This window comes from Streptomyces sp. NPDC029296 (assembly GCF_055569255.1).
In genome coordinates, this window is the sequence record NZ_JBVHXT010000040.1 from 15219 (window position 1) to 38543 (window position 23325).

Sequence of the window (23325 nt, forward strand, 5' to 3'; positions counted from 1 at the left end):
CGTCCCGGCCTCCCCTCACCCCCATCGCTGCCCCTCACACCCCCATCGCCGCGAGCCGCTCCTCCACCCGCTCCGGCGCGTACAGGTGCTCCACCACCATGGCCCCGGCCCCGACCAGCCCCGCCCGGTCGCCGAGCCGGGAGGTGACCACGTCCAGGTGGGCCGTGGAGCGGGGCAGCGCCCGCTGGTAGAGCAGCTCGCGCACACCGGTCAGGAAGGGCGTCCCGGCCAGGTCGCCCGCGATCATCAGCACGCCCGGGTTCAGCAGGGTCACCACCGTCGCCAGCACGTCCCCGACCCGGCGCCCGGCCTCCCGCGCCAGCGCCGCGGCCTCCGGGTGCCCCGCCGCCAGCAGGTCCCGCACATCCGAGCCGGAGGCGGCCGGCACCCCGGTCGCCGCCAGCCGCCGGGCCACCGCGCCGCCGCTGGCGACCGCCGCGAGGCAGCCCCGCGAACCGCACCGGCACAGGGCGTCGGCGCCGACCCGGATGTGCCCGATGTCGCCCGCGCCGCCGTCCACGCCCCGGTAGACCGAGCCGTCCACCACCACCCCGGCGCCGATGCCGGTGGACACCTTGACCAGCACGAAGGCCGTGCAGCCGGGGTAGCCGGTGCGCTGCTCGCCGTAGGCCATCAGGTTGGCGTCGTTGTCGACCAGCACCGGCACCGCGGGCGCCCCGGTGCGCTCGGTGAAGACGCGGGACATCCGGCTCCGGATGTCGTACCCGTCCCAGCCCGGCATGATCGGCGGCTGCACCACCCGGCCGGTCTCGCTGTCCACCGGGCCCGGCACCGCGAGCCCGATCCCGCACACCTCCTCGGCCGGGTGCCCGGCCTTGACGAGCAACTCCCGGAACCATCCGCCCAGTTCACCGAGAACCGCCTCCGGGCCCTCCTCCACCACCAGCGTGCCGGCGTGCTCCGCCAGGATCTCGCCGGTCAGCGAGAGCACGGCCGCGCGGGCGTGCCGGGTGTCCAGGTCGGCGGCGAGGACCACGGCGTGGGAGTCGTCGAACTCCAGCGTGATGGAGGGGCGTCCGCCGAGCGGCGAGTCGACCGGGCCGCCCGCGCCCTCGCGCAGCCAGCCCGCCCGGAACAGCCGGTCCAGGCGCTGGCCCACGGTGGCCCGGGACAGCCCGGTCGCCTGCTGGAGCGCCCCACGCGTCACGGCCCGGCCGTTGCGCACGAGGGCGAGCAGATCGCCGGCTCCCGCCTGGCCTCCGCTCCTGCCGCTCCTGCCGGCCCTTCCCGGACGTCCGGTCATGCGCACCCCCTTGTGTTTCTCCAGCTTGCATTACATATTGAGTTTTGCGTGTTAAATAGACGTAACCCTACGGTGGCCGCAGCCGAACCGGGCCGGCCGAACGTCTTCGGGGAGCCCCGAGTGGATCGCACCGCCCAGGTCAGCAGCCGTCCCTTCCCATACGAGATCGCATACGATCCACCGACCGCGCCGGCGTTCCCGCACGTCAGGGCCGCCCGGGTGCTGGAGGCCAACTGGACGGGCGCCTCGACGGTCCCGTCGCGGAAGCTGTACCCGCACCAGTGGTCCTGGGACTCGGCGTTCATCGCCATCGGATTACGGCACGTCTCGCCGGCGCGGGCCCAGACGGAGCTGGAGACGCTGCTGGCCGCGCAGTGGGCCGACGGGCGCGTCCCGCACATCGTCTTCAACCCCTCCGTCCCGCTCGACGCCTACTTCCCGAGCCCCGACTTCTGGCGCTCCTCCACCGCCGGGCGCGCCGCGGGCGCCCCGCGCACCGTACAGACCTCCGGCATCGTGCAGCCACCGGTGCACGCGCTCGCCGCCTGGCTGGTGCACCGCGCCGACCCCGCCCTGTCCCGCGCCCGCTCCTTCCTGGCCCGGCTCTATCCGAGGCTGGCCGCCTGGCACCGGTATCTGCTGCACCGGCGGGACCTCGGCGGCGCCGGGCTGGTGTCCGTGGTGCACCCGTGGGAGCAGGGCATGGACAACAGCCCCTGCTGGGACGCCCCGCTGGCCCGGATCACCCCGGCCCCGGCCCGCTCCTTCCGCCGCGCCGACCTCGACCACGGCGCGGCGGAGGACCGGCCGACGGACCTGGACTACGGCAGGTACGTACGGCTGGCCGCCGACTACCGGGACGGTGGATACGCCGACGGGGGCGGGGAGTTCGCCGTGGAGGACCCGGCGTTCAACGCCCTGCTGATCGCCTCCGAGCACGCCCTCGCGAGGATCGCCGAGGAGCTGGGCGCGACCGGCGCCGCCCGCCGGGAGCGCGCCGAGCGGCTGACGGCGGCCCTGGTGGAGCGGCTGTGGGAGCCGGCCGCCGGGATGTTCCTGTGCCGGGACCTGCGGGGCGGCGGCGGACCGCGGCCCGAGCGCTCGGTCTCCGGGCTCGTCCCGCTGCTCGTGCCCGGCCTGCCCCGCGCCGTGGCCGCCGCGCTGGTGGGCACCCTGCGCGGACCGCACTTCTCGCTCGGCGACCGCACCCGGCTGGTGCCGAGCTACGACCTGCTCGGGGAGGCCTTCGACCCGCACCGGTACTGGCGCGGCCCGGCCTGGTTCAACACCGGCTGGCTGCTGGAGCGCGGGCTGCGGACGCACGGCGAGACGGCGGTGGCCGACGCCCTGCGCGCGGCGTTCCTGGAGCTGGCCGGCGCCACCGGCTTCGCCGAGTACGTCGACCCGTACACCGGCGAGCCCTGCGGGGCGACCGGCTTCAGCTGGACGGCGGCGCTCGCGCTGGACCTGTACCACCGCGAGCCCGTACCGCACGAGAGTCAAGGGCCGGACAAGAGCCCTCAAAGGGGCGTGTCCCGGCTCGGCACCGGCACGTTCGCCAGCAAGGACAAGGGAGGGGACCGGGGATGACGGACCGGCATCATCTGCTCGTGCACGGCGCCACCTTCGCCGCCGTGGGCGACCGCGGCGACATCAGCGGGGTACGCGGCGCCGGCTCCCCGGACGGGTTGTTCGTCCGGGACGCCCGGCACCTCAGCCGCTGGCAGCTCACCGTCGACGGGGCGGTGCCCGAGGTGCTCAGCCCGGTGACGGACGGGGACGAGACCCGCTGCGTGCTGGTCCCGCGCGGCGGCCGGCAGGAACCGCCGGCCCACACCGTCTTCCGCGAACAGGCCGTCGGCGACAGCTCGTTCGTGGAGTCGCTGCGGGTCACCGGCAACCGCCCGGTGCCCACCACCGTCCGGCTCGCGCTCACCGTCGACGCCGACTTCACCGACCAGTTCGAACTCCGCTCCGACCACCGCACCTACGTCAAGTCGGGCGCCGTACGCTCGCGTCATGTCCTGTCCGACGGCATCGAGTTCGCCTACCGCCGGGGCGACTGGCGGTCCTGCACGACGATCACGGCCGACCCCGCCCCGGACGCCGTGGAGGAGACCGGCACCGGCGCCCGCCGCCTGGTGTGGGTCCTCGACCTCGCGCCGTACGGCACGACCGAGCTGCTGCTGCGGGTGATCGCCCGTCCGCACGGCGAGCGGCGGGCCCTGCGCGTGCCCCGCGACCCGGCCGCCGTCCGCCGTCACTTACGCGCGAGGGAGGAGGAGTTCACCCAGGGCGTGGCCTTCCCGGCCGACTGGCCGGAGCTGGCCGCGGCCTGTGTCCGGGGCCTCGCCGACCTCGCCGCGCTCCAGGTGCCGGCCGGCGGACCGGACGGCGAGGAACTGCGCGTCCCGGCGGCCGGCGCGCCCTGGTTCCTCACCCTGCTGGGCCGGGACGCGCTGCTGACCTCCCTGTTCACCCTGCCCTACCGCCCCGGGCCGGCCGCCGCCACCCTGCTCGCCCTGGCCGCCACCCAGGCGACCGGCGCCGGCGACTCCCCGGTGGCCCAGCCCGGCAAGATCGTGCACGAGGTGCGGCACGGGGAGCTGGCCCACTTCGGGCAGGTGCCGTTCGGCCGCTACTACGGCTCGGTGGACGCCACCCCGCTGTTCCTGGTCCTGCTCGGCGCGTATGTCGAGCAGACCGGCGACACGGCCCTGGCCCGCCGGCTGGAGCCGCACGCGCGGGCCGCCGTCGGCTGGATGCTCGACCACGGCGGACTCACCTCGCGCGGCTATCTCGTCTACCGCGCCGACGAGGGCGGCCTCGCCAACCAGAACTGGAAGGACTCCCCCGGCGCGATCTGCTGCGCCGACGGCACCCGGCCCACCGGCGCGGTGATGGCGGCGGGCGCGCAGGGCTACGCGTACGACGCGCTGCGCCGCACGGCGTCGGTGGCGCGCGGGGTGTGGGGCGACGAGACGTACGCGGCGCTGCTGGAGCAGGCGGCGGCCGATCTGCGGGACCGGTTCCAGCGGGACTTCTGGATGCGGGAGCAGTCGTTCCCCGCGCTGGCGCTGGACGGGCAGGGCCGCCGCATCGACGCGCTCGCCTCCGACGCCGGGCATCTGCTGTGGTCGGGGCTGCTGGACAAGGAGTACGGCGAGGTGGTCGGCCGGCGGCTGCTGGAGCCGGACTTCTTCTCCGGCTGGGGCGTGCGCACGGTGGCCTCCGGGCAGGCGGCCTACCATCCGCTGTCCTACCACCGCGGTTCGGTCTGGCCCCACGACAACGCGCTGATCACGCTGGGCCTCGCGCGGTACGGCCTGCACGACGAGGCCCGCACGGTGGCCCACGCGCTGGTCGACGCGGCGGCGGCGACGGGGTACCGGCTGCCGGAGGCCTGGGCCGGATACGGACGCGACACCCACGGCGAGCCGGTCCCGTACCCGCACGCCTGCGGCCGCGAGTCCCGTTCCGCCGCGGCACCGCTCGCCCTGTTGACCGCGGTGGGGGGCGCCTGAGCGCACGAAGTCCCGCGCCCCCGGTGAACGGCGGTCCGCCGCGGGCCGAACCGAGGGGCCCGCGTCAGTAGTCGTGGCCGAGTCCGGGGCGGCCGGCCCGGCGCCGGTCAGCCCCCGGACGTGTCCAGCTCCGCGTCCTCACCGACGCCCGAGCAGTCGTACGGGTCCTTCAGCCACCCGTCCGGCAGCACCACCCGGTTGTTGCCGGACGTACGCCCGCGCGGCCCCTCCGCCCCGGCCGGCCACGGCTGGTCGAGGTCCAGCTCGTCCAGCCCGGCCCGCAGCTCCCCGAGCGACGAGGTGATCGCGAGCCGCTTGCGCATCTCGGAGCCGACCGCGAAGCCCTTCAGGTACCAGGCGACGTGCTTGCGGAAGTCCACCACGCCCTTGGACTCGTCGCCGCTCCACTCCCCGAGCAGGGTGGCGTGGCGCACCATGACGTCGGCGACCTCCCGCAGGGTGGGCCGTACGAAGTCCTCCGTACGCCCCTCGAACCCGGCCACCAGGTCGGCGAACAGCCACGGCCGGCCCAGGCACCCCCGGCCGACCACGACCCCGTCGCAGCCGGTCTCCCGCACCATCCGCAGCGCGTCCTCGGCCGACCAGATGTCGCCGTTGCCGAGCACCGGGATCTCCGGCACGTGCTCCTTCAGCCGGGCGATGGCCTCCCAGTCGGCGGTGCCGCCGTAGTGCTGGGCGGCGGTACGGCCGTGCAGCGCGATGGCGGTCACCCCCTCCTCGACGGCGATGCGGCCGGCGTCGAGGTAGGTGACGTGGTCGTCGTCGATGCCCTTGCGCATCTTCATGGTCACCGGCAGGTCGCCGGCGCCGGAGACCGCCTCGCGCAGGATGGCCCGCAGCAGGTTCCGCTTGTACGGCAGCGCGGAGCCGCCGCCCTTGCGCGTCACCTTCGGCACCGGGCAGCCGAAGTTCAGGTCGATGTGGTCGGCGAGGTCCTCCTCCGCGATCATGCGGACGGCCTTGCCGACGGTCGCGGGGTCGACGCCGTACAGCTGGATCGAGCGCGGCCGCTCGCTCGCGTCGAACCTGATCAGCTGCATGGTCTTCTCGTTGCGCTCGACCAGCGCCCGGGTGGTGATCATCTCGCTGACGAAGAGTCCCTTGCCGCCCGAGAACTCCCGGCACAGCGTGCGGAAGGGCGCGTTGGTGATCCCCGCCATGGGTGCGAGCACGACGGGCGGCGTCACGGCGTGCGGTCCGATGGACAGAGGCTGGGTCATCGTCAGGGCTCCGGGACGGATCTACGGCGACAGGGGCAAGACTCCATTGTCCCTCACCCGGCGGGACGCTCGTCCGGCGGCCGGGAGAACCGTCCGGCACCCCGTGCATGGGTCATTAGTTAGACGCACTATCGAAATCGGCGTACGATGACGGTCATGCCCGAGTTGAGCCATCGCCGTCGCATGCTCGTGCTCGCGATCTGCTGCATGAGCCTGCTGATCGTGAGCCTGGACACCACCGCGCTGAACGTGGCGCTGCCCGCGATGCAGCGCGACCTGGACGCCACCACCTCCGGTCTGCAGTGGACGATCGACGCCTACACGCTCGTCCTGGCCTCGCTGCTGATGCTCGCCGGCTCCACGGCCGACCGGATCGGCCGCAAGCGCGTCTTCATGGTGGGCCTGGTGGTGTTCACCGCGGGGTCGGTGCTCTGCTCCCTCGCCCCGAACCTGGAACTCCTGGTCGTCTTCCGCATGGTCCAGGCGGTGGGCGGCTCGATGCTCAACCCGGTCGCCATGTCGATCATCACCAACACCTTCACCGACCCCCGCGAGCGCGCCCGCGCGATCGGTGTGTGGGGCGCGGTCGTCGGCATCTCCATGGCGGCCGGCCCGCTGGTCGGCGGGCTGCTGGTGCAGTCGGTGAGCTGGCGTGCCATCTTCTGGGTCAACCTCCCGGTCGGCCTGGCGGCCCTCCTGCTGACCCTGCGCTTCGTCCCCGAGTCCCGCGCGCCCCGCGCCCGCCGCCCCGACCCGGTCGGCCAGTTGCTGGTGATCGCCCTGTTCGGCGCGCTGACGTACGCGATCATCGAGGCACCGGAGTCCGGCACCGGCCGGGTCCTCCCCTTCGCCGCGGTCGCCGTGGCCGCCCTGCTGGCCCTCCTCTGGTACGAGCCCCGGCGCGCCGAACCCCTGATCGACGTGCGCTTCTTCCGCTCGGCCCCGTTCAGCGGCGCCACCGTGATCGCGATCAGCGCGTTCGCGTCCCTGGGCGGCTTCCTGTTCCTGTCCACCCTGTACCTGCAGAACGTGCGCGGCCTCGACGCCCTGCACGCGGGCCTGTGGATGCTGCCGATGGCCGTGCCGACGTTCCTGTGCGCCCCGCTGTCCGGCCGTCTGGTCGGCAGCCGCGGCCCCCGGATCTCCCTGCTGGTGGCGGGTGCGGCGATGACCGCGAGCGGGGTCCTGTTCGCCGCGTTCGAGGCGGAGACGGCGAACGCGACCCTGCTGCTCGGCTACGCCCTGTTCGGCATCGGCTTCGGCTTCGTGAACGCGCCGATCACCAACACGGCCGTGTCGGGCATGCCGCGCGCGCAGGCCGGGGTCGCCGCCGCCGTCGCCTCCACCAGCCGGCAGCTGGGCTCGACGCTCGGCGTCGCGGTGGTCGGCGCGGCCCTCGCTTCCGGCATCGGCGCGTCGCCGTACCGCGAGGCGTTCGTCACGGCGGCCCGCCCCGGCTGGTGGATCCTCACCGGCTGCGGCCTGGCGGTCCTGGTCCTCGGCCTGCTGACCAGCGGCCGCTGGGCCCGCCGCACGGCCGAGCGGACGGCGGCGAGCCTGGACACGGCGGAGATACGCCCGGTCGCGCGGACGGCGCCGGAGGGGGCCTGACCCGGGCGGTCACCGCCAGGCGGTGACCTCGGTCGCGTGGACGCGGTACCGCTCGAAGGTGCTTCCGCCACCGGCCTTCGGCACCGCGCTCGCGGTGACCCGGAACTCGCCGTCGGGGACCATCACCGTGCGGGTGAACCGGTCGTCGTTCTCGACCGGGGGGCGCGTGTCGTGCCGCCCGTGACCCGGACCGTCACGCCGGCCGGCGAAAAGGAAAACCGGTCGACCTTTTCCACTAACTCATCACATCATAGTTATTACATCTCTTCGTGAATGGCTTGGAATTACCCGGGATTCACGGACTGGCACCGGCAATGGACTACGCTGCTTTCCCGGCGAGACCCTGGCCCATCAGACAAGGGGCCCGAGCAAAGGGATTCACCATGGCCACCAGCCGCTTCCTGACCATCGCCACCCTGTCCACGGCGCTGATATTCGGGGCCACCACGGCGGCCGTTGCCGGCACCGGAGGCACCACCAGCACCAAGCTGTCCAACGGCAAGCTGTACTTCGAGGCGCGCAACGGCTCCGTCGTCAGCGGTAACTCCAGTGTCTTCTACGGCGCCACCAAGTACGAAAAGAGTGCCGGCAGCAAGGTTTACGTCACTCTCATGATGGTGACGAGCGAGGCTCTCTTCACGGACACCCGGAAGGCCGTGTCCGCAGGGCAGAGCGTCTCGCACTCCTTCGGCGCCCAGTCCATAGCCAAGTACGCTCCGGACTGCTCGGCCACAGGCCTGATGGACGCGACCACGGGTAAGTACTACACCCCGCCGGTCACCTTCTGCTGATCCGCCCGTTCGGCGACACGGGGAAGAAGTCCTGCGCAACGGGCCTCTTCCCCGTTCTCGCGCCTATTTCCCTCCGAAAGGACCGCCGCTCTCGTGATCGACGCGTCCGTTCAGGCCATTCCTGGGCTGCTCGTCTGGTTCATTCCGATCGCCCTCTGCTTGGCGGTGCCGACGGTTCTGATCGCGCGGGCGCGCCGGAAACCGATCACGGTGCGCGTACTCCTGGCCGTCTGCTGCGCCGGCATCCTCGCCGTGACATTGCTGCCTGCAGACGGAGGATCTGTAGGCGACGGAGCAGCATGCGATCTGAGTTCACCGTTTCCGCAGCTGACCTCTTCCAGCGCGCTGCTGAACGTCGCCCTGTTCGTCCCGGCCTCCTTCTTCGCCGCTCTCGTCTTCCGGCGCCCCCTGACCACCCTCGCGGTCACGTCAGTGGGGAGCGGACTCATCGAACTCGTCCAGGCGGAGGGGGGCATGGGCCGCTCGTGCAGTGTGACGGACATCGTCGCCAACACGACCGGGGCGCTGATCGGAGTGGCGGCGGGATCCGTATGGTGCCGGCGTACGGGGCGGGCCACGAGCAGGGCGAGGCGGGATGCGCTCTGGGGAGCGACTCTCGCCGTCGCGGGCTCTGCCGCCTTGATCGCCGCCTTCCACTCCTCCGTCACTCCTTACATCCCCCTGACACAGCGACCGGGATTCGCGGCTGCCCAGCGGGCCGTCGAGGGTGCGGACGCATGGATCACCGAGGCCGCCGCGTATGTCTTCGGAAAGGGGGCGAAGATCGAGCAGACCATTGTCGCGAAGCACGGTGGACTGGTGACGGCAAAAACCAGCCGGGGTGAGATCACCGGATGGTGGCCCGAGAGGAAATTGGAGGAAGCCGCCTTCACGGACAACAGAGCCGAGGCCGGCCCCCTCGATCAAACCCAGACCGAAGAGGTCTCGACCCGTTTCGTCCGCCGATGGTTCCCTGCCGAGGCGCTCGGCGCCGAACGAACCGTCCATGTCAGCGGATCAGGTAAGAGCGCGGTCTACATGTTCACATACCGTCGGTACCGCAAGGGACTGATGATGCCTATGCGGCTGAACGTCACGGTCACCTCAAGTGGGCGCATCATGAACTTCACCGCCCGCGCGATGAAGGATCCCGAGCTGCCCGAAAGCACCGTTTCGAAGGACGAGGCAGCGCGGCTCGCCCGCACGTACACGGGTCACACCGCCCGAGGCGCGGTACTCCTGGCCCAGAAGGTCAAGGGCCAGGGCTGGCGCCCCGTGTGGATGATGGGTGTCGAGAACGGTGACGTGTTCATCGATGCCGCCACCGGCCGGCGGATCTCCCAAGACACCCTGGTCCGCTAGCGGTTCGGATCGCGAGCGCCGCGATCGCAGCGTGCGAGCCGACGCGGTTTCACCTACCGCGGGCATGATCTCCGACAACAGGTCTTCAGCTTCCCGCCAACCACCGACTTCCAGGAAGCAAGCGAGCAAGCGGACGGCCGAGAATTGCGAACGCCTGGCCGGAGGCTTCCCGGCCGACGCCCGGATGGCGCGGGCTTCCCGGCGGTAGCTTGGTCGGCATGGTGAGTGAACACCCGGGTGACCGGATCGCCCGCTTACGCCCTCCAGTTGGCGGGGCACCTTGCCATCCGCCTCGGCAAGACCTGACGCTCGACTCCCCGGGCGGCCCCGTTCCGGTCCGACGACCGTACGGCGGCGGGGCAGCCGCCCCAAGAACTCGTTCCTATCCCGCCGCCCTCAGCCCCCGCACCAGCAACCCCACCACCGCGTCGAACTCCTCCTCGATCCCCGGCGCCGTCCACTCGCGTGCGTAGCCCGGGTCGTGGAAGCGGCCCGTCGCCTGGAAGACGGCGCGGGCGGCCGTGGCCGGGTCGGGGACGGTGAAGTCGCCCGACTCCGTGCCCGCCGTGATGATCCGGGTCAGCTGGCCGGTGAGGTCGGCGAGGTGGTCGTGGACCACGCCGCCCAGTTCGTCGACCAGCACCGTGTACGTGGCGAACAGCTCGGGATCGTCGCCCGCCTTGTGCCGCTTGGCCTCGAAGAGGGCCGCGAGCCAGTCCCGCAGTCGCTGCTCGGGCGCGCGGTCCCCGGCGGCGGCGATGCCGGCGAGCCGCTCGGAGGTGCGGTCCAGCCAGCGCTTGGTGACCGCCTCGCGCAGCGCCGCCTTGGTGCGGAAGTGCCGGTAGACGCTGCCATGGCTGACGCCGAGCGCGCGGGCCACGTCGACCACGGTGGCCTTGGCCGGGCCGTGGCGGCGCAGCACCTCCTCGGTGGCTTCGAGGATGCGCTCGGCGGTCAGGGTCTCGCTGGTCGATGGCATGCCTAGACGGTACCCGGCACGCCGGTCAGCGTTCGCTGTCGAGCATGGCCATCTGCTCCGCCGCGTACCGGTCGCCGGCCGCCGCGTCCGCCGGCACCGCGGCCTCGATGGCGGCGAGGTCGGCCTCCTCCAGGGTCACGTCCAGCGCGCCGAGGGCCTCGCCGAGCCGCTCCCGGGTGCGGGCGCCGACCAGCGGCACGATGTCCTCGCCCCGGGAGAGCACCCAGGCGATGGCGATCTGCGCGACGGAGACGCCCTTCTCCTCCGCGATCTTGCGCAGGGACTCGACCAGGGAGAGGTTGTGCCGGAGGTTGTCGCCCTGGAAGCGGGGCGAGTGGGCCCGGAAGTCGTCCGCGGCGAAGCCCTGGCCGGCCGAGACATGGCCGGAGAGGAGCCCGCGCGAGAGCACGCCGTACGCGGTGACGGCGATGCCCAACTCCCGCAGGGTGGGCAGGATCTGCCGCTCGGGGCCCCGGGAGATGAGCGCGTACTCGATCTGGAGGTCGGCGATGGGGGCGGTGGCGGCGGCCCGGCGGATGGTGTCCGCGCCGACCTCGCTGAGCCCGATGTGCCGGACCCAGCCCTTCTCGACCAGTTCGGCGATGGCGCCGACGGTCTCCTCGATCGGCACGTCCGGGTCGAGCCGGGACGGGCGGTAGACGTCGATGTGGTCGACGCCGAGGCGCTGGAGGGAGTAGGCGGCGAAGGTCTTCACGGCGGCCGGGCGGCCGTCGAAGCCGTACCAGTCGCCGTCCGGCCCGCGCAGGGCACCGAACTTCACGCTGACCAGCGCGTTCTCGCGGAGCGGGGCCGGGGCCGTGCGCAGCGCCTCGTTGATCAGCAGTTCGTTGTGGCCCATGCCGTAGAAGTCGCCGGTGTCGAGCAGGGTCACGCCGGCCTCCAGGGCCGCGTGGAGGGTGGCGATCGACTCGGCGCGGTCCGCCTCGCCGTACATGCCGGACATGCCCATGCAGCCGAGGCCGAGGGCGGAGACCCGGGGGCCGGTGGTGCCGAGGTTTCGGGTTCGCATCGTCATGCCCACAACTGTGACATGACAGCTGACAGATTTCAATATCTGTCATTCCAATAATGTTCGCCGATGTCGTGGTCCAGACCTCTTGACGAATGGTCTGGACCAGCGCAGTGTCATGTCTGCGACATCCCCTCGACCCGAACACCACCGGGAGGCCCGATGCTCCGCCGCACCCTGCGTCTGCTCACCGCCGCCCTGACCGGCGCCGTCCTCGCCCCGCTCGCGATCGCCGCCGCGCCCGCCGCGTCCGCCTCCGCCGCCGCCGACACCTGCGCGGTGAAGTCCAGGCCGGCGGGCAAGGTGCTCCAGGGCTACTGGGAGAACTGGGACGGCTCCGCCAACGGCGTCCATCCGCCTTTCGGCTGGACCCCGATCACCGACTCCCGCATCGCCGCCCACGGCTACAACGTGATCAACGCGGCCTTCCCGGTGATCCGCTCCGACGGCACCGCGTTGTGGGAGGACGGCATGGACGCCGGTGTGAAGGTGGCCACGCCCGCCGAGATGTGCCAGGCCAAGGCGTCTGGCCAGACGATCCTGCTGTCCATCGGCGGCGCGGCGGCCGGCATCGACCTGTCCTCCCAGACGGTCGCCGACCGGTTCGTGGCGACCATCGTGCCGATCCTGAAGAAGTACAACTTCGACGGCATCGACATCGACATCGAGACGGGCCTGGTCGGCAGCGGAAACATCAACCAGCTGTCCGCGTCCCAGGCCAACCTGATCCGCATCATCGACGGGATCCTCGCCCAGATGCCGGCGGGCTTCGGCCTGACGATGGCCCCGGAGACGGCGTACGTCACCGGCGGCAGCGTCACCTACGGCTCGATCTGGGGCGCGTACCTGCCCGTCATCAAGAAGTACGCGGACAACGGCCGCCTGTGGTGGCTGAACATGCAGTACTACAACGGCAGCATGTACGGCTGCTCCGGCGACTCCTACTCGGCGGGCACCGTGCAGGGCTTCACCGCGCAGACCGACTGCCTCAACAAGGGCCTGGTGGTGCAGGGCACGACGATCAAGGTGCCCTACGACAAGCAGGTCCCGGGCCTGCCCGCCCAGCCCGGCGCGGGCGGCGGCTACATGTCCCCGTCCCTGGTCTCCCAGGCCTGGCGGAACTACGGCACCTCGCTCAAGGGCCTGATGACCTGGTCCCTGAACTGGGACGGCTCGAAGAACTGGACGTTCGGCGACAACGTCAAGGCCCTCCAGGGCCGTTGAGCGGGCGCGGACACGCGAATGCCGGGCGGGCCGACATCGGCCCGCCCGGCATTCGGCGGTGTGACTAGGCGCCCAGCAGACGCTGCGCCAGGTAGCCCTCGATCTGGTCGAGCGACACCCGCTCCTGCTTCATCGAGTCACGCTCGCGCACGGTGACGGCGTTGTCCTCGAGGGTGTCGAAGTCGACGGTCACGCAGTACGGCGTACCGATCTCGTCCTGACGGCGGTAGCGGCGGCCGATGGCGCCGGCGTCGTCGAACTCGATGTTCCAGTTCTGCCGCAGCGCCTGGGCGAGACCCTTGGCCTTCGGCGACAGCTCCGGGTTGCGGGACAGCGGGAGCACCGCGACCTTCACCGGGGCGAGACGGTGGTCGAGGCGCAGCACGGTGCGCTTCTCCATCTTGCCCTTGGCGTTCGGCGCCTCGTCCTCGACGTAGGCGTCGAGCAGGAAGGCCAGCATGGTGCGGCCGACACCCGCCGCCGGCTCGATGACGTACGGCGTCCAGCGCTCGCCGGCCTCCTGGTCGAAGTAGGAGAGGTCCTGGCCGGAGGCCTTGGCGTGCGCGGAGAGGTCGTAGTCGGTGCGGTTGGCGACGCCCTCCAGCTCGCCCCACTCGCTGCCGCCGAACCGGAAGCGGTACTCGATGTCGGCGGTGCGCTTGGAGTAGTGGGAGAGCTTCTCCTTCGGGTGCTCGTACCAGCGCATGTTCTCCTCACGGAGACCCAGGCCGGTGTACCAGTTCCAGCGCTGCTCCATCCAGTATTCCTGCCACTGCTCGTCCTCGCCCGGCTTGACGAAGAACTCCATCTCCATCTGCTCGAACTCGCGGGTGCGGAAGATGAAGTTGCCCGGCGTGATCTCGTTGCGGAACGACTTGCCCATCTGGGCGATGCCGAACGGCGGCTTGCGGCGCGAGGTGGTCTGCACCTGGGCGAAGTTGGTGAAGATGCCCTGGGCGGTCTCGGGGCGCAGGTAGGCGACGGAGCCGGAGTCCTGGGTCGGGCCGAGGTGGGTGGACAGCAGGCCGGAGAACTGCTTGGGCTCGGTGAACTGGCCCTTGTTGCCGCAGTTCGGGCAGTTGACGTCCGCGAGGCCGTTCGCCGGGGCGTGGCCCTTCTTCTCCTCGTACGCCTCCTCCAGGTGGTCGGCGCGGAACCGCTTGTGACACGAGGTGCACTCGGTCAGCGGGTCCGTGAAGGTGGCGACGTGGCCGGAGGCCACCCAGACCTCGGAAGCCAGGATGACGGACGAGTCGATGCCGACCACGTCCTCGCGCGACGTCACCATGTAGCGCCACCACTGGCGCTTGATGTTCTCCTTGAGCTCGACACCCAGCGGTCCGTAGTCCCAGGCGGCACGCTGGCCGCCGTAGATCTCACTGCAGGGGAAAACGAAGCCACGGCGCTTGCTCAGGCTGACGATGGTGTCGATCTTGTCGGCGGCCACGGTGCTCTCTTCATTACGACGACGGGCGTTGAAGCGAGATGCTTCCAGCGAATGATTCAGGTTACCGGCGCAGGCTCCCCCACGACCAAATCGGCCCCGGTACAGACCGCATGACGAGCGTTGTTGACAACGGTTTCCATGTTTGTTGAAAATGAGTGTCATGAACGTACGACGACGCCTCATACCCACCGCCGCGCTGGCCGCGGTCACCTCCCTCGGGGCCGCCGCCCTCGTCGGCTGCTCCGGCGACGCGGCGGGAGCCGGCAACACCGCCAAGTTCGACGTCGTCGCCTCGTTCTACCCGATGACCTTCCTCGCCGAGCGGATCGGCGGGGAGCACGTCCACGTCACCACCCTCACCTCCCCCGGCCAGGAACCGCACGACCTGGAGCTCAGCACCCGGCAGATCGCCTCCCTGGAGGAGTCCGACGCGGTCCTGTACCTGAAGGACCTCCAGCCCTCCGTCGACAAGGCCGTGGAGCAGTCCCCGGTGGACACGAAGATCGACGCGGCCTCCCTGACCACGCTGGAGCACCACGGCAACGAGGTCGGCGGCCACGCGGCCGAGCACGACGGCCACGACCACGGCGAGGAGGCGGGCAGGGACCCGCACATCTGGCTCGACCCGGTGCGCTACGCCCAGGTCGCCGAGGGCGTCGGCAGGGCCTTCGAGAAGGCCGACCCGAAGCACGCGGCCGACTACAAGAAGAACACCGCCGCCCTGGTGAAGGAGCTGGACCGGCTGAACACCGAGTTCGAGACCGGCCTGGCGCACACGAAGAGCAAGGTCTTCATCACCACCCACGCCGCCTTCGGCTACCTCGCCGAGCGCTACGGCCTCACCGAGGAGGCCATCAACGGCCTCGACCCCGAGTCCGAGCCGAGCGCCGCCCGGGTCAAGGACCTGGAGAAGACGGCCGAGGCCGACGGCGTCTCCACGGTCTTCTACGAGACGCTCGTCAGCGACAAGACCGCCAAGACCCTCGCGAGCGACACGGGCCTGAAGACCGACGTCCTGGACCCGATCGAGGGCATCACCGACCACTCCCGCGGCCGGGACTACCTCGCGGTGCAGCGGGCCAACCTCAAGGCGCTCCAGCAGGCCCTGGGCGCCGAGTGAGCGGCACGGGAGACACCATGACCACCAGCGAACCCGTCATAGCCCTGCGCCGGGTGACCGCCGAACTCGGCGGCCGCCCCGTGCTGCGGGGCATCGATCTGACCGTCGGCCGCGGCGAGGTCGTCGCGCTGCTCGGCGCCAACGGCTCGGGCAAGTCCACGGCCGTCCGCGCGACCATCGGCCAGGTGCCGGTCAGCGGCGGCACGGTCGAGCTGTTCGGCACCCCCCGCCGGTCCTTCCGCGACTGGGCGCGCGTGGGCTACGTGCCCCAGCGCACCACGGCCGCGGGCGGCGTCCCGGCGACGGTCACCGAGATCGTCTCCTCCGGCCGCCTCGCCCGCACCCGCTTCGGGCTCTTCCGCAGGGCCGACCGCGAGGCCGTCCAGCGCGCCCTGGAACTGGTCGGCATGGCCGACCGCGCCAAGGACTCGGTGACCGCCCTGTCCGGCGGCCAGCACCAGCGGGTGCTGATCGCCCGCGCGCTGGTCGCCGAGCCGGAACTGCTGATCATGGACGAGCCGATGGCCGGCGTCGACCTGGCCAGCCAGGAGGTCCTGGCCCGCACCCTGCGCCGGCAGGTCGAGGCCGGCACGACGGTCCTCCTCGTGCTGCACGAGCTGGGCCCGCTGGAGCCGCTGATCGACCGCGCGGTCGTCCTGCGCGACGGCTGCGTCCTGCACGACGGCCCGCCGCCGCGCGCGGTCGGCCAGCACGCCCTGCCCGGCCACGACCACGTCCACCCGCACGCTCCGGCGGGCACCGAACCGATCCGCACGGGACTGCTGAGCTGATGGAATTCCTGAACTACGCCTTCATGCAGCGGGCGCTGCTGGCCGCCGTGCTGGTCGGCATCACCGCGCCCGCGGTCGGCATCTACCTGGTCCAGCGCCGCCAGGCCCTGATGGGCGACGGCATCGGACACGTGGCCATGACCGGCGTCGGCCTCGGCTTCCTGCTCTCCACCTCCCCGGTGTGGATGGCGACGGCCGTCTCCGTCCTCGGCGCGGTCCTGATGGAGCTGATCCGCTGGTACGGCCGGACCCGCGGCGACATCGCCCTGGCCATGCTCTTCTACGGCGGCATGGCCGGCGGCGTGATGCTGATCAACCTCGCGCCGGGCGGCTCCAACGCCAACCTGACCTCGTACCTGTTCGGCTCCCTCTCCACGGTCTCGCCGTCCGACGTGACCGCGATCTGCGTGCTCGCCGCCTTCGTGCTGCTGGTCACCCTGGGCCTGCGCCGCCAGCTGTTCGCGGTCAGCCAGGACGAGGAGTTCGCGCGGGTCACGGGCCTGCCGGTGCGTGCGCTGAACCTGCTGACGGCCGTCACCGCGGCCGTCACCGTGACCGTCGCCATGCGGGTCGTCGGACTGCTGCTGGTGTCCGCGCTGATGGTCGTGCCCGTGGCGGCGGCCCAGCAGCTCACCCGCAGCTTCACCGTGACCTTCGTGGTCGCGGTGGCCATCGGCGTCGCCGTGACCGTCAGCGGCACGGTCACGTCCTATTACCAGGACGTGCCGCCCGGCGCCACGATCGTCCTGCTGACCATCGCCGCCTTCATCGCGCTGACCGCGCTCGCCAGCCCGCTGGCCCGGCGGCGCGCCCGCGCGGCGGCCGCGGCGGGGCCCGCCCCGGACCCCGCGGAGTGCACGATTCCGGCCGCGCGCGGGGCCGCGGACGAGATCGGCGTCTGACCGCTGTCCACCCGGGCTGGCACAATGGCCCGGGCAGAAGCGAGCCATCGAAGGAGGCAACGGTGACGACCGCTGGACCGCCCGTGAAGGGTCGCGCGACCCGCCAGCGTGCAGCCGTGGCGGCGGCCCTGGACGAGGTCGACGAGTTCCGCAGCGCGCAGGAACTGCACGACATGCTCAAGCACAAGGGCGACTCCGTCGGCCTGACCACGGTCTACCGCACCCTCCAGTCCCTCGCCGAGGCCGGCGAGGTCGACGTCCTGCGCACGTCCGACGGCGAGTCCGTCTACCGCCGCTGCTCCAGCGGCGAACACCACCACCACCTGGTCTGCCGCGCCTGCGGCAAGGCGGTGGAGGTGGAGGGCCCGGCCGTCGAGAAGTGGGCGGAGGCGATCGCTGCGGAGCACGGCTACGTCAACGTGGCCCACACGGTGGAGATCTTCGGCACGTGCGCGGAGTGCGCGGCGGCGGTCTGAGCCCTCCGCGCCCCCGCGGGGCGCGGACGGCCCCGCTCAGTCCCGCCCGAAGCAGCGCTCCAGCTCGTCCAGGTCGTAGAACGCACTGCCCTCGGCGACCGGACGGCACCCCGCCCTGAAGGGCGTCTCCTTCTCGTTGTAGAGCATCCGGACCAGGTACCGGTCGCCCTTGGCGAAGACGTCCCACTGGATGTTCGCCCCCAGCGGCGACACGTCCGCGCCCCGCCAGGGATTGTCCGCGTACGTGTACGCCTCCCCCGGCTCCGCCTGCCGCGTGCTGCCCGGCAGCCCCATGAGCGCGGCCAGCGGAATGATCTCCTCGGCATGGCTGAACCGCAGCTCGGCCCCGAGATCGCTGGTGCCGGCCCGCTTGGCCTCGGCCTGCCGGAAGAAGTCGTCCAGCAGGACGTCCGCCATCTCGTAGGTGATGCCGCTGCCGGCGAAGCCGGGTCCCTTCTCGTAGAAGTCCTCGGCGTCGGAGAGGTAGCCGAACCAGGCCGCGTCCGACCGGGACACGAAGCGCTCCATGCCCCAGCCCCTGCCGTCCGGGCTCTCCCGGCTCATCGCGGGCGCGATGGCGTACAGGTCGTAGACGGCCCGGGCGGCACCGACCTGGTCGCCGATCCGCGCGACGAAGGGCTCCTTGAACACCCTCCGCAGGATGCCGTGCGCGGCCTTCCGGGTCCTCGGCTGGTCGGTGACGCCGTGCAGGGTGTCCTTCAGGCGCTGGTCGTTCTCGACGTAGTCGCGGTAGGCGGCGCCGCCCGCCGCCTTGTGGAAGTACAGCAGGTCCTTGTCGGTGCGCACCGGTCCGATCAGCGGCTTCAGCGCGGGCTCGGCGGCGGCGAGGGCGTCGGTGAACGCGGTGCCGCTGGCCACGGCCCGCCCCTGTCCGGAGCTGACGACGTCGATCCTCTCCCCGTCGTCGGCGATCTTCCGGAACAGGGCCGGCAGCCGTCGCTGCAGCCGGCCGGCCGTGTCCGCCATCTCCTGCCGGCCACGCCCGCTGAGGTTGCCGTAGCCGGTCTCGGCCATGGCGGCTTGGAGGGAGCGGACGACCGGCCCGAACTCCCGTCCCTTGCCGGTGAGTTGCCCTTCCGCCTCGGCCCGCTCCCACAGCGCGAGGACCAGGTCGCCGTCCGCGCCGTCGCTCGCGGCCCGGGAGCCGTGCCGGGAGACGTTCTCGGTGAAGACGGGAACGAAACCGGCGGGGGGCCGCTGGTAGCCGCGCGAGCCCTGCCCGGGGAAGTACGGCGCCTTCGTGCCGTAGCTCTCACGGTGCGCGGGCGCCTCGGCCGCGTGCGCGGGCACGGCGGTGCACAGCAGGGCCCCGAGGGCGAGTACAGGAGCGAGACGTCTCATGATCCGCATCCTCGGCGGCCCCGGTGAACCACCGGTGTCTAGGAGGTGGAATCGCCCTTCATCGCGGCCTCCATCGCCAGCAGTTCCTCGTTCGGGACGGCCCCGCCGAAGCGGCGGTCGCGGGAGGCGAACTCCATGCAGGCCCGCCACAGGTCACGGCGGTCGAAGTCGGGCCACAGCACGTCCTGGAAGACCATCTCGGCGTACGCGCTCTGCCAGAGCAGGTAGTTGGAGGTGCGCTGCTCGCCGCTCGGCCGCAGGAACAGGTCCACGTCCGGCATGTCCGGGTAGTACAGGTACCTCTGGACGGTCTTCTCGGTCACCTTCGACGGGTCGAGCCGCCCCGCCCTCACGTCCTCGGCGATCGCCTGCGCCGCGTCCGCGATCTCGGCCCGGCCGCCGTAGTTCATGCAGAAGTACAGGGTGAGCAGGTCGTTGCCCTTGGTCTGCTCCTGGGCGATCTGGAGCTCCTTGGCGACCGACTTCCACAGCTTGGGCATCCGGCCCACCCAGCGCACCCGGATGCCGAGGGCGTCGAGCTGGTCGCGGGTCTTGCGGATGAAGTCGCGGTTGAAGTTCATCAGGAAGCGGACCTCGTCGGGCGAGCGCTTCCAGTTCTCGGTGGAGAAGGCGTACAGGGAGATGTTGCGCACGCCGACCTCGATCGAGCCCTGGAGGACGTCCAGCACGCGTTCGGCACCGACCTTGTGCCCCTCCGTGCGCGGCAGCCCCCGCTCCTTGGCCCACCGGCCGTTGCCGTCCATGACGATCGCGACGTGGTTCGGCACCAGCTCACCGGGGAGCTTGGGCGCGCGCGCACCGGACGGGTGCGGCCTCGGCGCCTCGTACTCGCGCCGCTGGCGCCCCAGGATCCCGCGTACGACCATGTGCTTCTCGTCTCCTCGACCCGTAGCCGTGCTTACTTCTCTACGTAGCGCAGGGAGCGCAGCCCGCGCTCCAGGTGCCAGTGCAGGTAGGCGGACACCAGTCCGCTGCCCTCGCGGACGTACCGCGGCTCGCACGCGTCCGCCGTCTCCCAGTCTCCCGTAAGCAGCGCGCCCAGCAGGACGAGGGTCTGCGGGGACGGCACCACGCTGCCGGGCACCCGGCAGTCGACGCACACCGAGCCGCCGGAGGCCACGGAGAAGAACCGGTTCGGTCCCGGCATCCCGCACTTCGCGCAGTCGCCGAAGCTGGGCGCGTAGCCGTTCACGGCCAGGGACCGCAGCAGGAAGGCGTCGAGGACGAGATGCGGGGCGTGCTCGCCCCGGGCGAGCGTCCGCAGCGCCCCGACGAGCAGCAGGTACTGCTGGACGGCCGGCTCGCCCTCGTGGTCGGTGAACCGCTCGGCGGTCTCCAGCATGGCCGTCCCGGCCGTGTACCGGGCGTAGTCCGTGACGATCCCGCCGCCGTACGGGGCGATCGTCTCGCTCTGCGTGCACAGCGGCAGACCGCGCCCGACCAGCTCGCTCCCCCGGGCGAAGAACTGCACGTCCACATGGGAGAACGGCTCCAGCCGGGCCCCGAACTTCGACTTCGTGCGCCGTACCCCCCGGGCCACGGCGCGCACCCGTCCGTGCCCGCGCGTGAGCAACGTGATGATCCGGTCCGCCTCACCCAGCTTCTGGGTGCGCAGCACGATGCCGTCGTCGCGGAACAGACTCATGCCCCCATTCTCGCCCATGCGCGGGACCGGCTAGAGCACCTCCCCGCGACTGCGGGCATTGGCGTAGGCGGTCGCCGCGCTGAGCCGCTCGGCCGGGGTGGCGCAGCGCAGCGCCCCCGGCTCGGCGTCCCACTCGCGCCCACCGCCGTACGGTCTCACCTGCACGTACGGGCCCTCGTGCCCCATCACGACGCCGACCTTGCCGGTGCGCGTGTCCATCACATGACTGCCGATGACGGGTTTCACCGCTCCTCCCCCGCCAGCGCCGCCGCCAGCCGGCGCGCGGTCCCGACCGAACACCGCCCGAGGTCCACCAGCGGACAGGGCACCTCCCGCACGAGACTCACCGGATCGAGCCCCAGCGACGGGAGAACGACCCCGGCCTTCTCGAGAGCCGACCGCAATTCCCTCAACGCCTCCTCCGCCTCTTCGATGCCGCTCACTTAGCTCCCCTTCCTGTTCCGAGTTTACGCTTTGTACATCAAGCGTGACGCTCCGCTTTTCCACCCGGAAGGCGCCCGCGCCCGCGGGCCCACGGCCGCCGAAGGGGTTTGACCACGGCCACCGCTCCACCGCGGCCGGTGCGGCGGCCCCGCGGCCGGGCCTGCGGGCGCCACGCGGAAAACCCGTGATTCACCCAGGTGGAGCCGGGTCGCCCGGGTCCGCGCCCCCGCGCCGGCACACGGCGGGGCCCGGCGGCTTGGCGAAGGGCGGCGCCCGTGCCGGCGCTACCCCCATTCGTGTGCGCTGTCTTGACCGCCCCCACGGCCCCTCTTATCGTCGCGCTACCGAGCGGACGTAGGACGTAGGACGTCGCATCCCACTCCTCCCACCACCTCCCCCTCCACCCCCCGCCACTCCCCCTCCCCCTCATCGACCCATCGGTTCATCGACCCGCTGGAGGACCCGTGCGCGACGACGTGATTCCCGACGTACCGGCACCGCGCCGCCGGGCGTTTCTCCTGGGGGCCGGAGCGGTGGGCGCGGGGGCGGTGCTGGCGGGGTGCTCCGCCGGGCCGGAGTCGACCAACGACACCGGCGGCGGGGGCGGCGGCAAGGACCGGACGCTGACCGCCGTCATCGGCTATGGCAACGACGGCAGCTGGGACCCGACCCAGACCGCCTCCGCGTTCGCGATGGCCGCCAACCATCACATCTACGAGGGACTGCTGGACACCGACCCGATCACCCGGGCGCCGTACCCCGCCCTCGCCACCGCGCTCCCCGCCGACCCGAACGCCACGACCTGGCGGTTCACGCTCCGCGACGGTGCCACCTTCCACGACGGCAGGCCCGTCACCGCCGACGACGTGGTGTTCGTCTTCGACCGCATCCTGGACCCGAAGACCCAGACGCTGGCCAAGGGGTTCTTCGCCCCCTGGCTGGACTCCGTGCGCAAGACCGGCGACCGGACCGTCGAGCTGCGGCTCAAGTTCCCGTTCCCGGACGGGCTCTCCCGGCTCACCCTCGCCAAGATCATGCCGGAGCACGTCTACTCCCGGCCCGGCGCCTGGGACGACGCGATCAAGGGGCTGGCCGTGGGCTCGGGACCGTACCGGCAGACCGCGCACCACCCGAAGTCGAACACCACCTTCGAGGCGTTCGCCGCGTACAACGGCCCGCGCCGGCCGGTCTTCCGGAAGATGAACTGGCTGACCATCGTGGACGCGTCCTCCCGCGTCGCGAAGATCTCCGGCACCGGGGCCGGCGCGCAGATCGCCGACAACATCCCCTACGCCAACATCCCCCGCCTGGAACAGGGCGGGCTGAAGGTGGCCGGCGGGGCCGGGATGAACAACCTGTTCCTGATGTTCAACACCCGGCACAAGCCCTTCGACGACGTCCGGGTGCGCCAGGCCCTGCACTACGCCATCGACAGCGAGAAGATGGTGCGGGTCGCCCTGAAGGGGCACGGCAGGCCCGCGTCCTCGTTCCTGAACGAGGGCAACCCGAGCCACCGGCGGGCGAAGACCGTCTACGACTACGACCCCGGCAAGGCGAAGGCGCTGCTGGAGGCCGCCGGGGTGAGCGGCCTGAGCGTCGAGATCATGGCCGTCAACGTCAGCTGGATCGTGGACTGCCTGCCGACGATCAAGTCCTGCTGGGACGCCGTGGGCGTGCGCACCACGCTGGCGCCGCAGGAGACCACAGCCGTGTTCACCAAGATGGACCAGAGGCGGGACTACCAGGTGGTCGCGGCGGCCTCCAACCCCAACCAGTTCGGGCTCGACGCCGACCTGATCATGCACTACAACTACGGCCCCGGGAACCTGTGGATGCGGTACACGCGGTGGGCCGACGACCCGGTCGCCCGGCGGCTCTTCGAGGACATGGACCGGGCGACCCGGGAGCCGGACCCCGCGCGGAAGAAGGCGATGGTGCGGGACTACATCGACGTCGTCGCCGAACAGGCCGTGCTGTACCCGGTCGTCCACAACGAGCTGATGACCGCCTGGGACCCGCGCGAGCTGTCCGGGATACGGCCCCAGCCCTACCCGGGCGTCAACCTCCTCCAGGCCCGGTGGGTCTGACGGT

At 71.7% G+C, this 23325-nt stretch carries 21 protein-coding genes; 11 read left to right on the top strand and 10 right to left on the bottom strand.

Features of this window, described 5'->3' with window-relative positions:
• Positions 1-34 precede the first annotated feature (34 nt).
• Entirely contained in the window at positions 35-1264 is a 1230-nt protein-coding gene (locus ACZ4W9_RS30335; RefSeq protein ID WP_467941142.1) for an ROK family protein, read from the bottom strand.
• Positions 1265-1384: 120 nt separating this feature from the next.
• Here ACZ4W9_RS30335 and ACZ4W9_RS30340 point away from each other — a divergent pair, with 120 nt between their 5' ends.
• A complete protein-coding gene (locus ACZ4W9_RS30340; RefSeq protein ID WP_467941143.1) occupies positions 1385-2854 on the top strand; it encodes an amylo-alpha-1,6-glucosidase in 1470 nt (489 codons plus the stop codon).
• Positions 2851-4788 (top strand): amylo-alpha-1,6-glucosidase, encoded by a 1938-nt coding sequence (locus ACZ4W9_RS30345; RefSeq protein WP_467941144.1) that lies wholly within the window; start codon positions 2851-2853, stop codon positions 4786-4788. Before ACZ4W9_RS30340 ends, ACZ4W9_RS30345 begins: the two co-directional genes overlap by 4 nt.
• Positions 4789-4895: 107 nt before the next feature.
• Here ACZ4W9_RS30345 and dusB read toward each other — a convergent pair whose 3' ends face one another.
• A complete protein-coding gene (gene dusB / locus ACZ4W9_RS30350) occupies positions 4896-6029 on the bottom strand; it encodes a tRNA dihydrouridine synthase DusB (protein ID WP_467941146.1) in 1134 nt (377 codons plus the stop codon).
• A gap of 156 nt (positions 6030-6185) precedes the next feature.
• Between dusB and ACZ4W9_RS30355 the strand changes: the two genes are divergently transcribed.
• The 3 genes from ACZ4W9_RS30355 (at position 6186) to ACZ4W9_RS30365 (ending at position 9793) form a co-directional block, all read left to right on the top strand.
• Complete coding sequence (locus ACZ4W9_RS30355; protein WP_467941148.1) at positions 6186-7640, top strand: MFS transporter; 1455 nt, start codon at positions 6186-6188, stop codon at positions 7638-7640.
• Between the two features lie 383 nt (positions 7641-8023).
• Positions 8024-8431, top strand: coding sequence for a hypothetical protein (locus ACZ4W9_RS30360; protein WP_467941150.1), 408 nt, complete (start codon positions 8024-8026; stop codon positions 8429-8431).
• 93 nt (positions 8432-8524) lie between these two features.
• Positions 8525-9793, top strand: a complete 1269-nt coding sequence (locus ACZ4W9_RS30365) for a VanZ family protein (protein WP_467941151.1) — start codon at positions 8525-8527, stop codon at positions 9791-9793.
• A 382-nt stretch (positions 9794-10175) separates the two neighbouring features.
• Here ACZ4W9_RS30365 and ACZ4W9_RS30370 read toward each other — a convergent pair whose 3' ends face one another.
• Entirely contained in the window at positions 10176-10772 is a 597-nt protein-coding gene (locus ACZ4W9_RS30370) for a TetR/AcrR family transcriptional regulator (RefSeq protein WP_467941153.1), read from the bottom strand.
• Positions 10773-10797: 25 nt separating this feature from the next.
• Positions 10798-11808 carry an aldo/keto reductase gene (locus ACZ4W9_RS30375; RefSeq protein WP_467941154.1) on the bottom strand — a complete coding sequence of 337 codons (1011 nt, stop codon included), beginning with the start codon at positions 11806-11808 and terminating at the stop codon, positions 10798-10800.
• A 156-nt stretch (positions 11809-11964) separates the two neighbouring features.
• On the opposite strand from ACZ4W9_RS30375, the gene ACZ4W9_RS30380 reads away from it, so the two are divergent.
• On the top strand, positions 11965-13026 hold the full coding sequence (locus tag ACZ4W9_RS30380) for a chitinase (RefSeq protein WP_467941156.1): 1062 nt from the start codon (positions 11965-11967) through the stop codon (positions 13024-13026).
• Between the two features lie 64 nt (positions 13027-13090).
• Here ACZ4W9_RS30380 and ACZ4W9_RS30385 read toward each other — a convergent pair whose 3' ends face one another.
• Positions 13091-14473, bottom strand: a complete 1383-nt coding sequence (locus ACZ4W9_RS30385; RefSeq protein WP_318203644.1) for a glycine--tRNA ligase — start codon at positions 14471-14473, stop codon at positions 13091-13093.
• Positions 14474-14633: 160 nt separating this feature from the next.
• Between ACZ4W9_RS30385 and ACZ4W9_RS30390 the strand changes: the two genes are divergently transcribed.
• The 4 genes from ACZ4W9_RS30390 (at position 14634) to ACZ4W9_RS30405 (ending at position 17762) form a co-directional block, all read left to right on the top strand.
• Positions 14634-15593, top strand: coding sequence for a metal ABC transporter substrate-binding protein (locus ACZ4W9_RS30390; RefSeq protein WP_467941158.1), 960 nt, complete (start codon positions 14634-14636; stop codon positions 15591-15593).
• A 17-nt stretch (positions 15594-15610) separates the two neighbouring features.
• Positions 15611-16384: a metal ABC transporter ATP-binding protein gene (locus ACZ4W9_RS30395; protein WP_467941160.1), complete on the top strand. Its 774-nt coding sequence runs from the start codon at positions 15611-15613 to the stop codon at positions 16382-16384.
• Complete coding sequence (locus ACZ4W9_RS30400) at positions 16384-17286, top strand: metal ABC transporter permease (RefSeq protein WP_467941161.1); 903 nt, start codon at positions 16384-16386, stop codon at positions 17284-17286. Before ACZ4W9_RS30395 ends, ACZ4W9_RS30400 begins: the two co-directional genes overlap by 1 nt.
• Before the next feature lie 62 nt (positions 17287-17348).
• Positions 17349-17762 carry a Fur family transcriptional regulator gene (locus ACZ4W9_RS30405; RefSeq protein ID WP_467941163.1) on the top strand — a complete coding sequence of 138 codons (414 nt, stop codon included), beginning with the start codon at positions 17349-17351 and terminating at the stop codon, positions 17760-17762.
• A gap of 36 nt (positions 17763-17798) precedes the next feature.
• On the opposite strand, the gene ACZ4W9_RS30410 is transcribed toward ACZ4W9_RS30405, so the two are convergent.
• From ACZ4W9_RS30410 to ACZ4W9_RS30430, 5 genes are read right to left on the bottom strand one after another with little or no spacing between them, the layout of a single operon-like run.
• Positions 17799-19124 carry a histidine-type phosphatase gene (locus ACZ4W9_RS30410; RefSeq protein WP_467941164.1) on the bottom strand — a complete coding sequence of 442 codons (1326 nt, stop codon included), beginning with the start codon at positions 19122-19124 and terminating at the stop codon, positions 17799-17801.
• A 38-nt stretch (positions 19125-19162) separates the two neighbouring features.
• Complete coding sequence (locus tag ACZ4W9_RS30415) at positions 19163-20011, bottom strand: isoprenyl transferase (RefSeq protein ID WP_467941166.1); 849 nt, start codon at positions 20009-20011, stop codon at positions 19163-19165.
• A 32-nt stretch (positions 20012-20043) separates the two neighbouring features.
• Entirely contained in the window at positions 20044-20790 is a 747-nt protein-coding gene (gene recO, locus ACZ4W9_RS30420) for a DNA repair protein RecO (RefSeq protein ID WP_316757511.1), read from the bottom strand.
• A gap of 30 nt (positions 20791-20820) precedes the next feature.
• A complete protein-coding gene (locus tag ACZ4W9_RS30425; RefSeq protein WP_467941168.1) occupies positions 20821-21036 on the bottom strand; it encodes a hypothetical protein in 216 nt (71 codons plus the stop codon).
• Positions 21033-21233 carry a hypothetical protein gene (locus tag ACZ4W9_RS30430; protein WP_467941169.1) on the bottom strand — a complete coding sequence of 67 codons (201 nt, stop codon included), beginning with the start codon at positions 21231-21233 and terminating at the stop codon, positions 21033-21035. The genes ACZ4W9_RS30425 and ACZ4W9_RS30430 overlap by 4 nt, the downstream gene beginning before the upstream one ends.
• Before the next feature lie 465 nt (positions 21234-21698).
• Here ACZ4W9_RS30430 and ACZ4W9_RS30435 point away from each other — a divergent pair, with 465 nt between their 5' ends.
• Complete coding sequence (locus ACZ4W9_RS30435; protein ID WP_467941170.1) at positions 21699-23321, top strand: ABC transporter substrate-binding protein; 1623 nt, start codon at positions 21699-21701, stop codon at positions 23319-23321.
• The last annotated feature ends 4 nt before the right edge of the window (positions 23322-23325 follow it).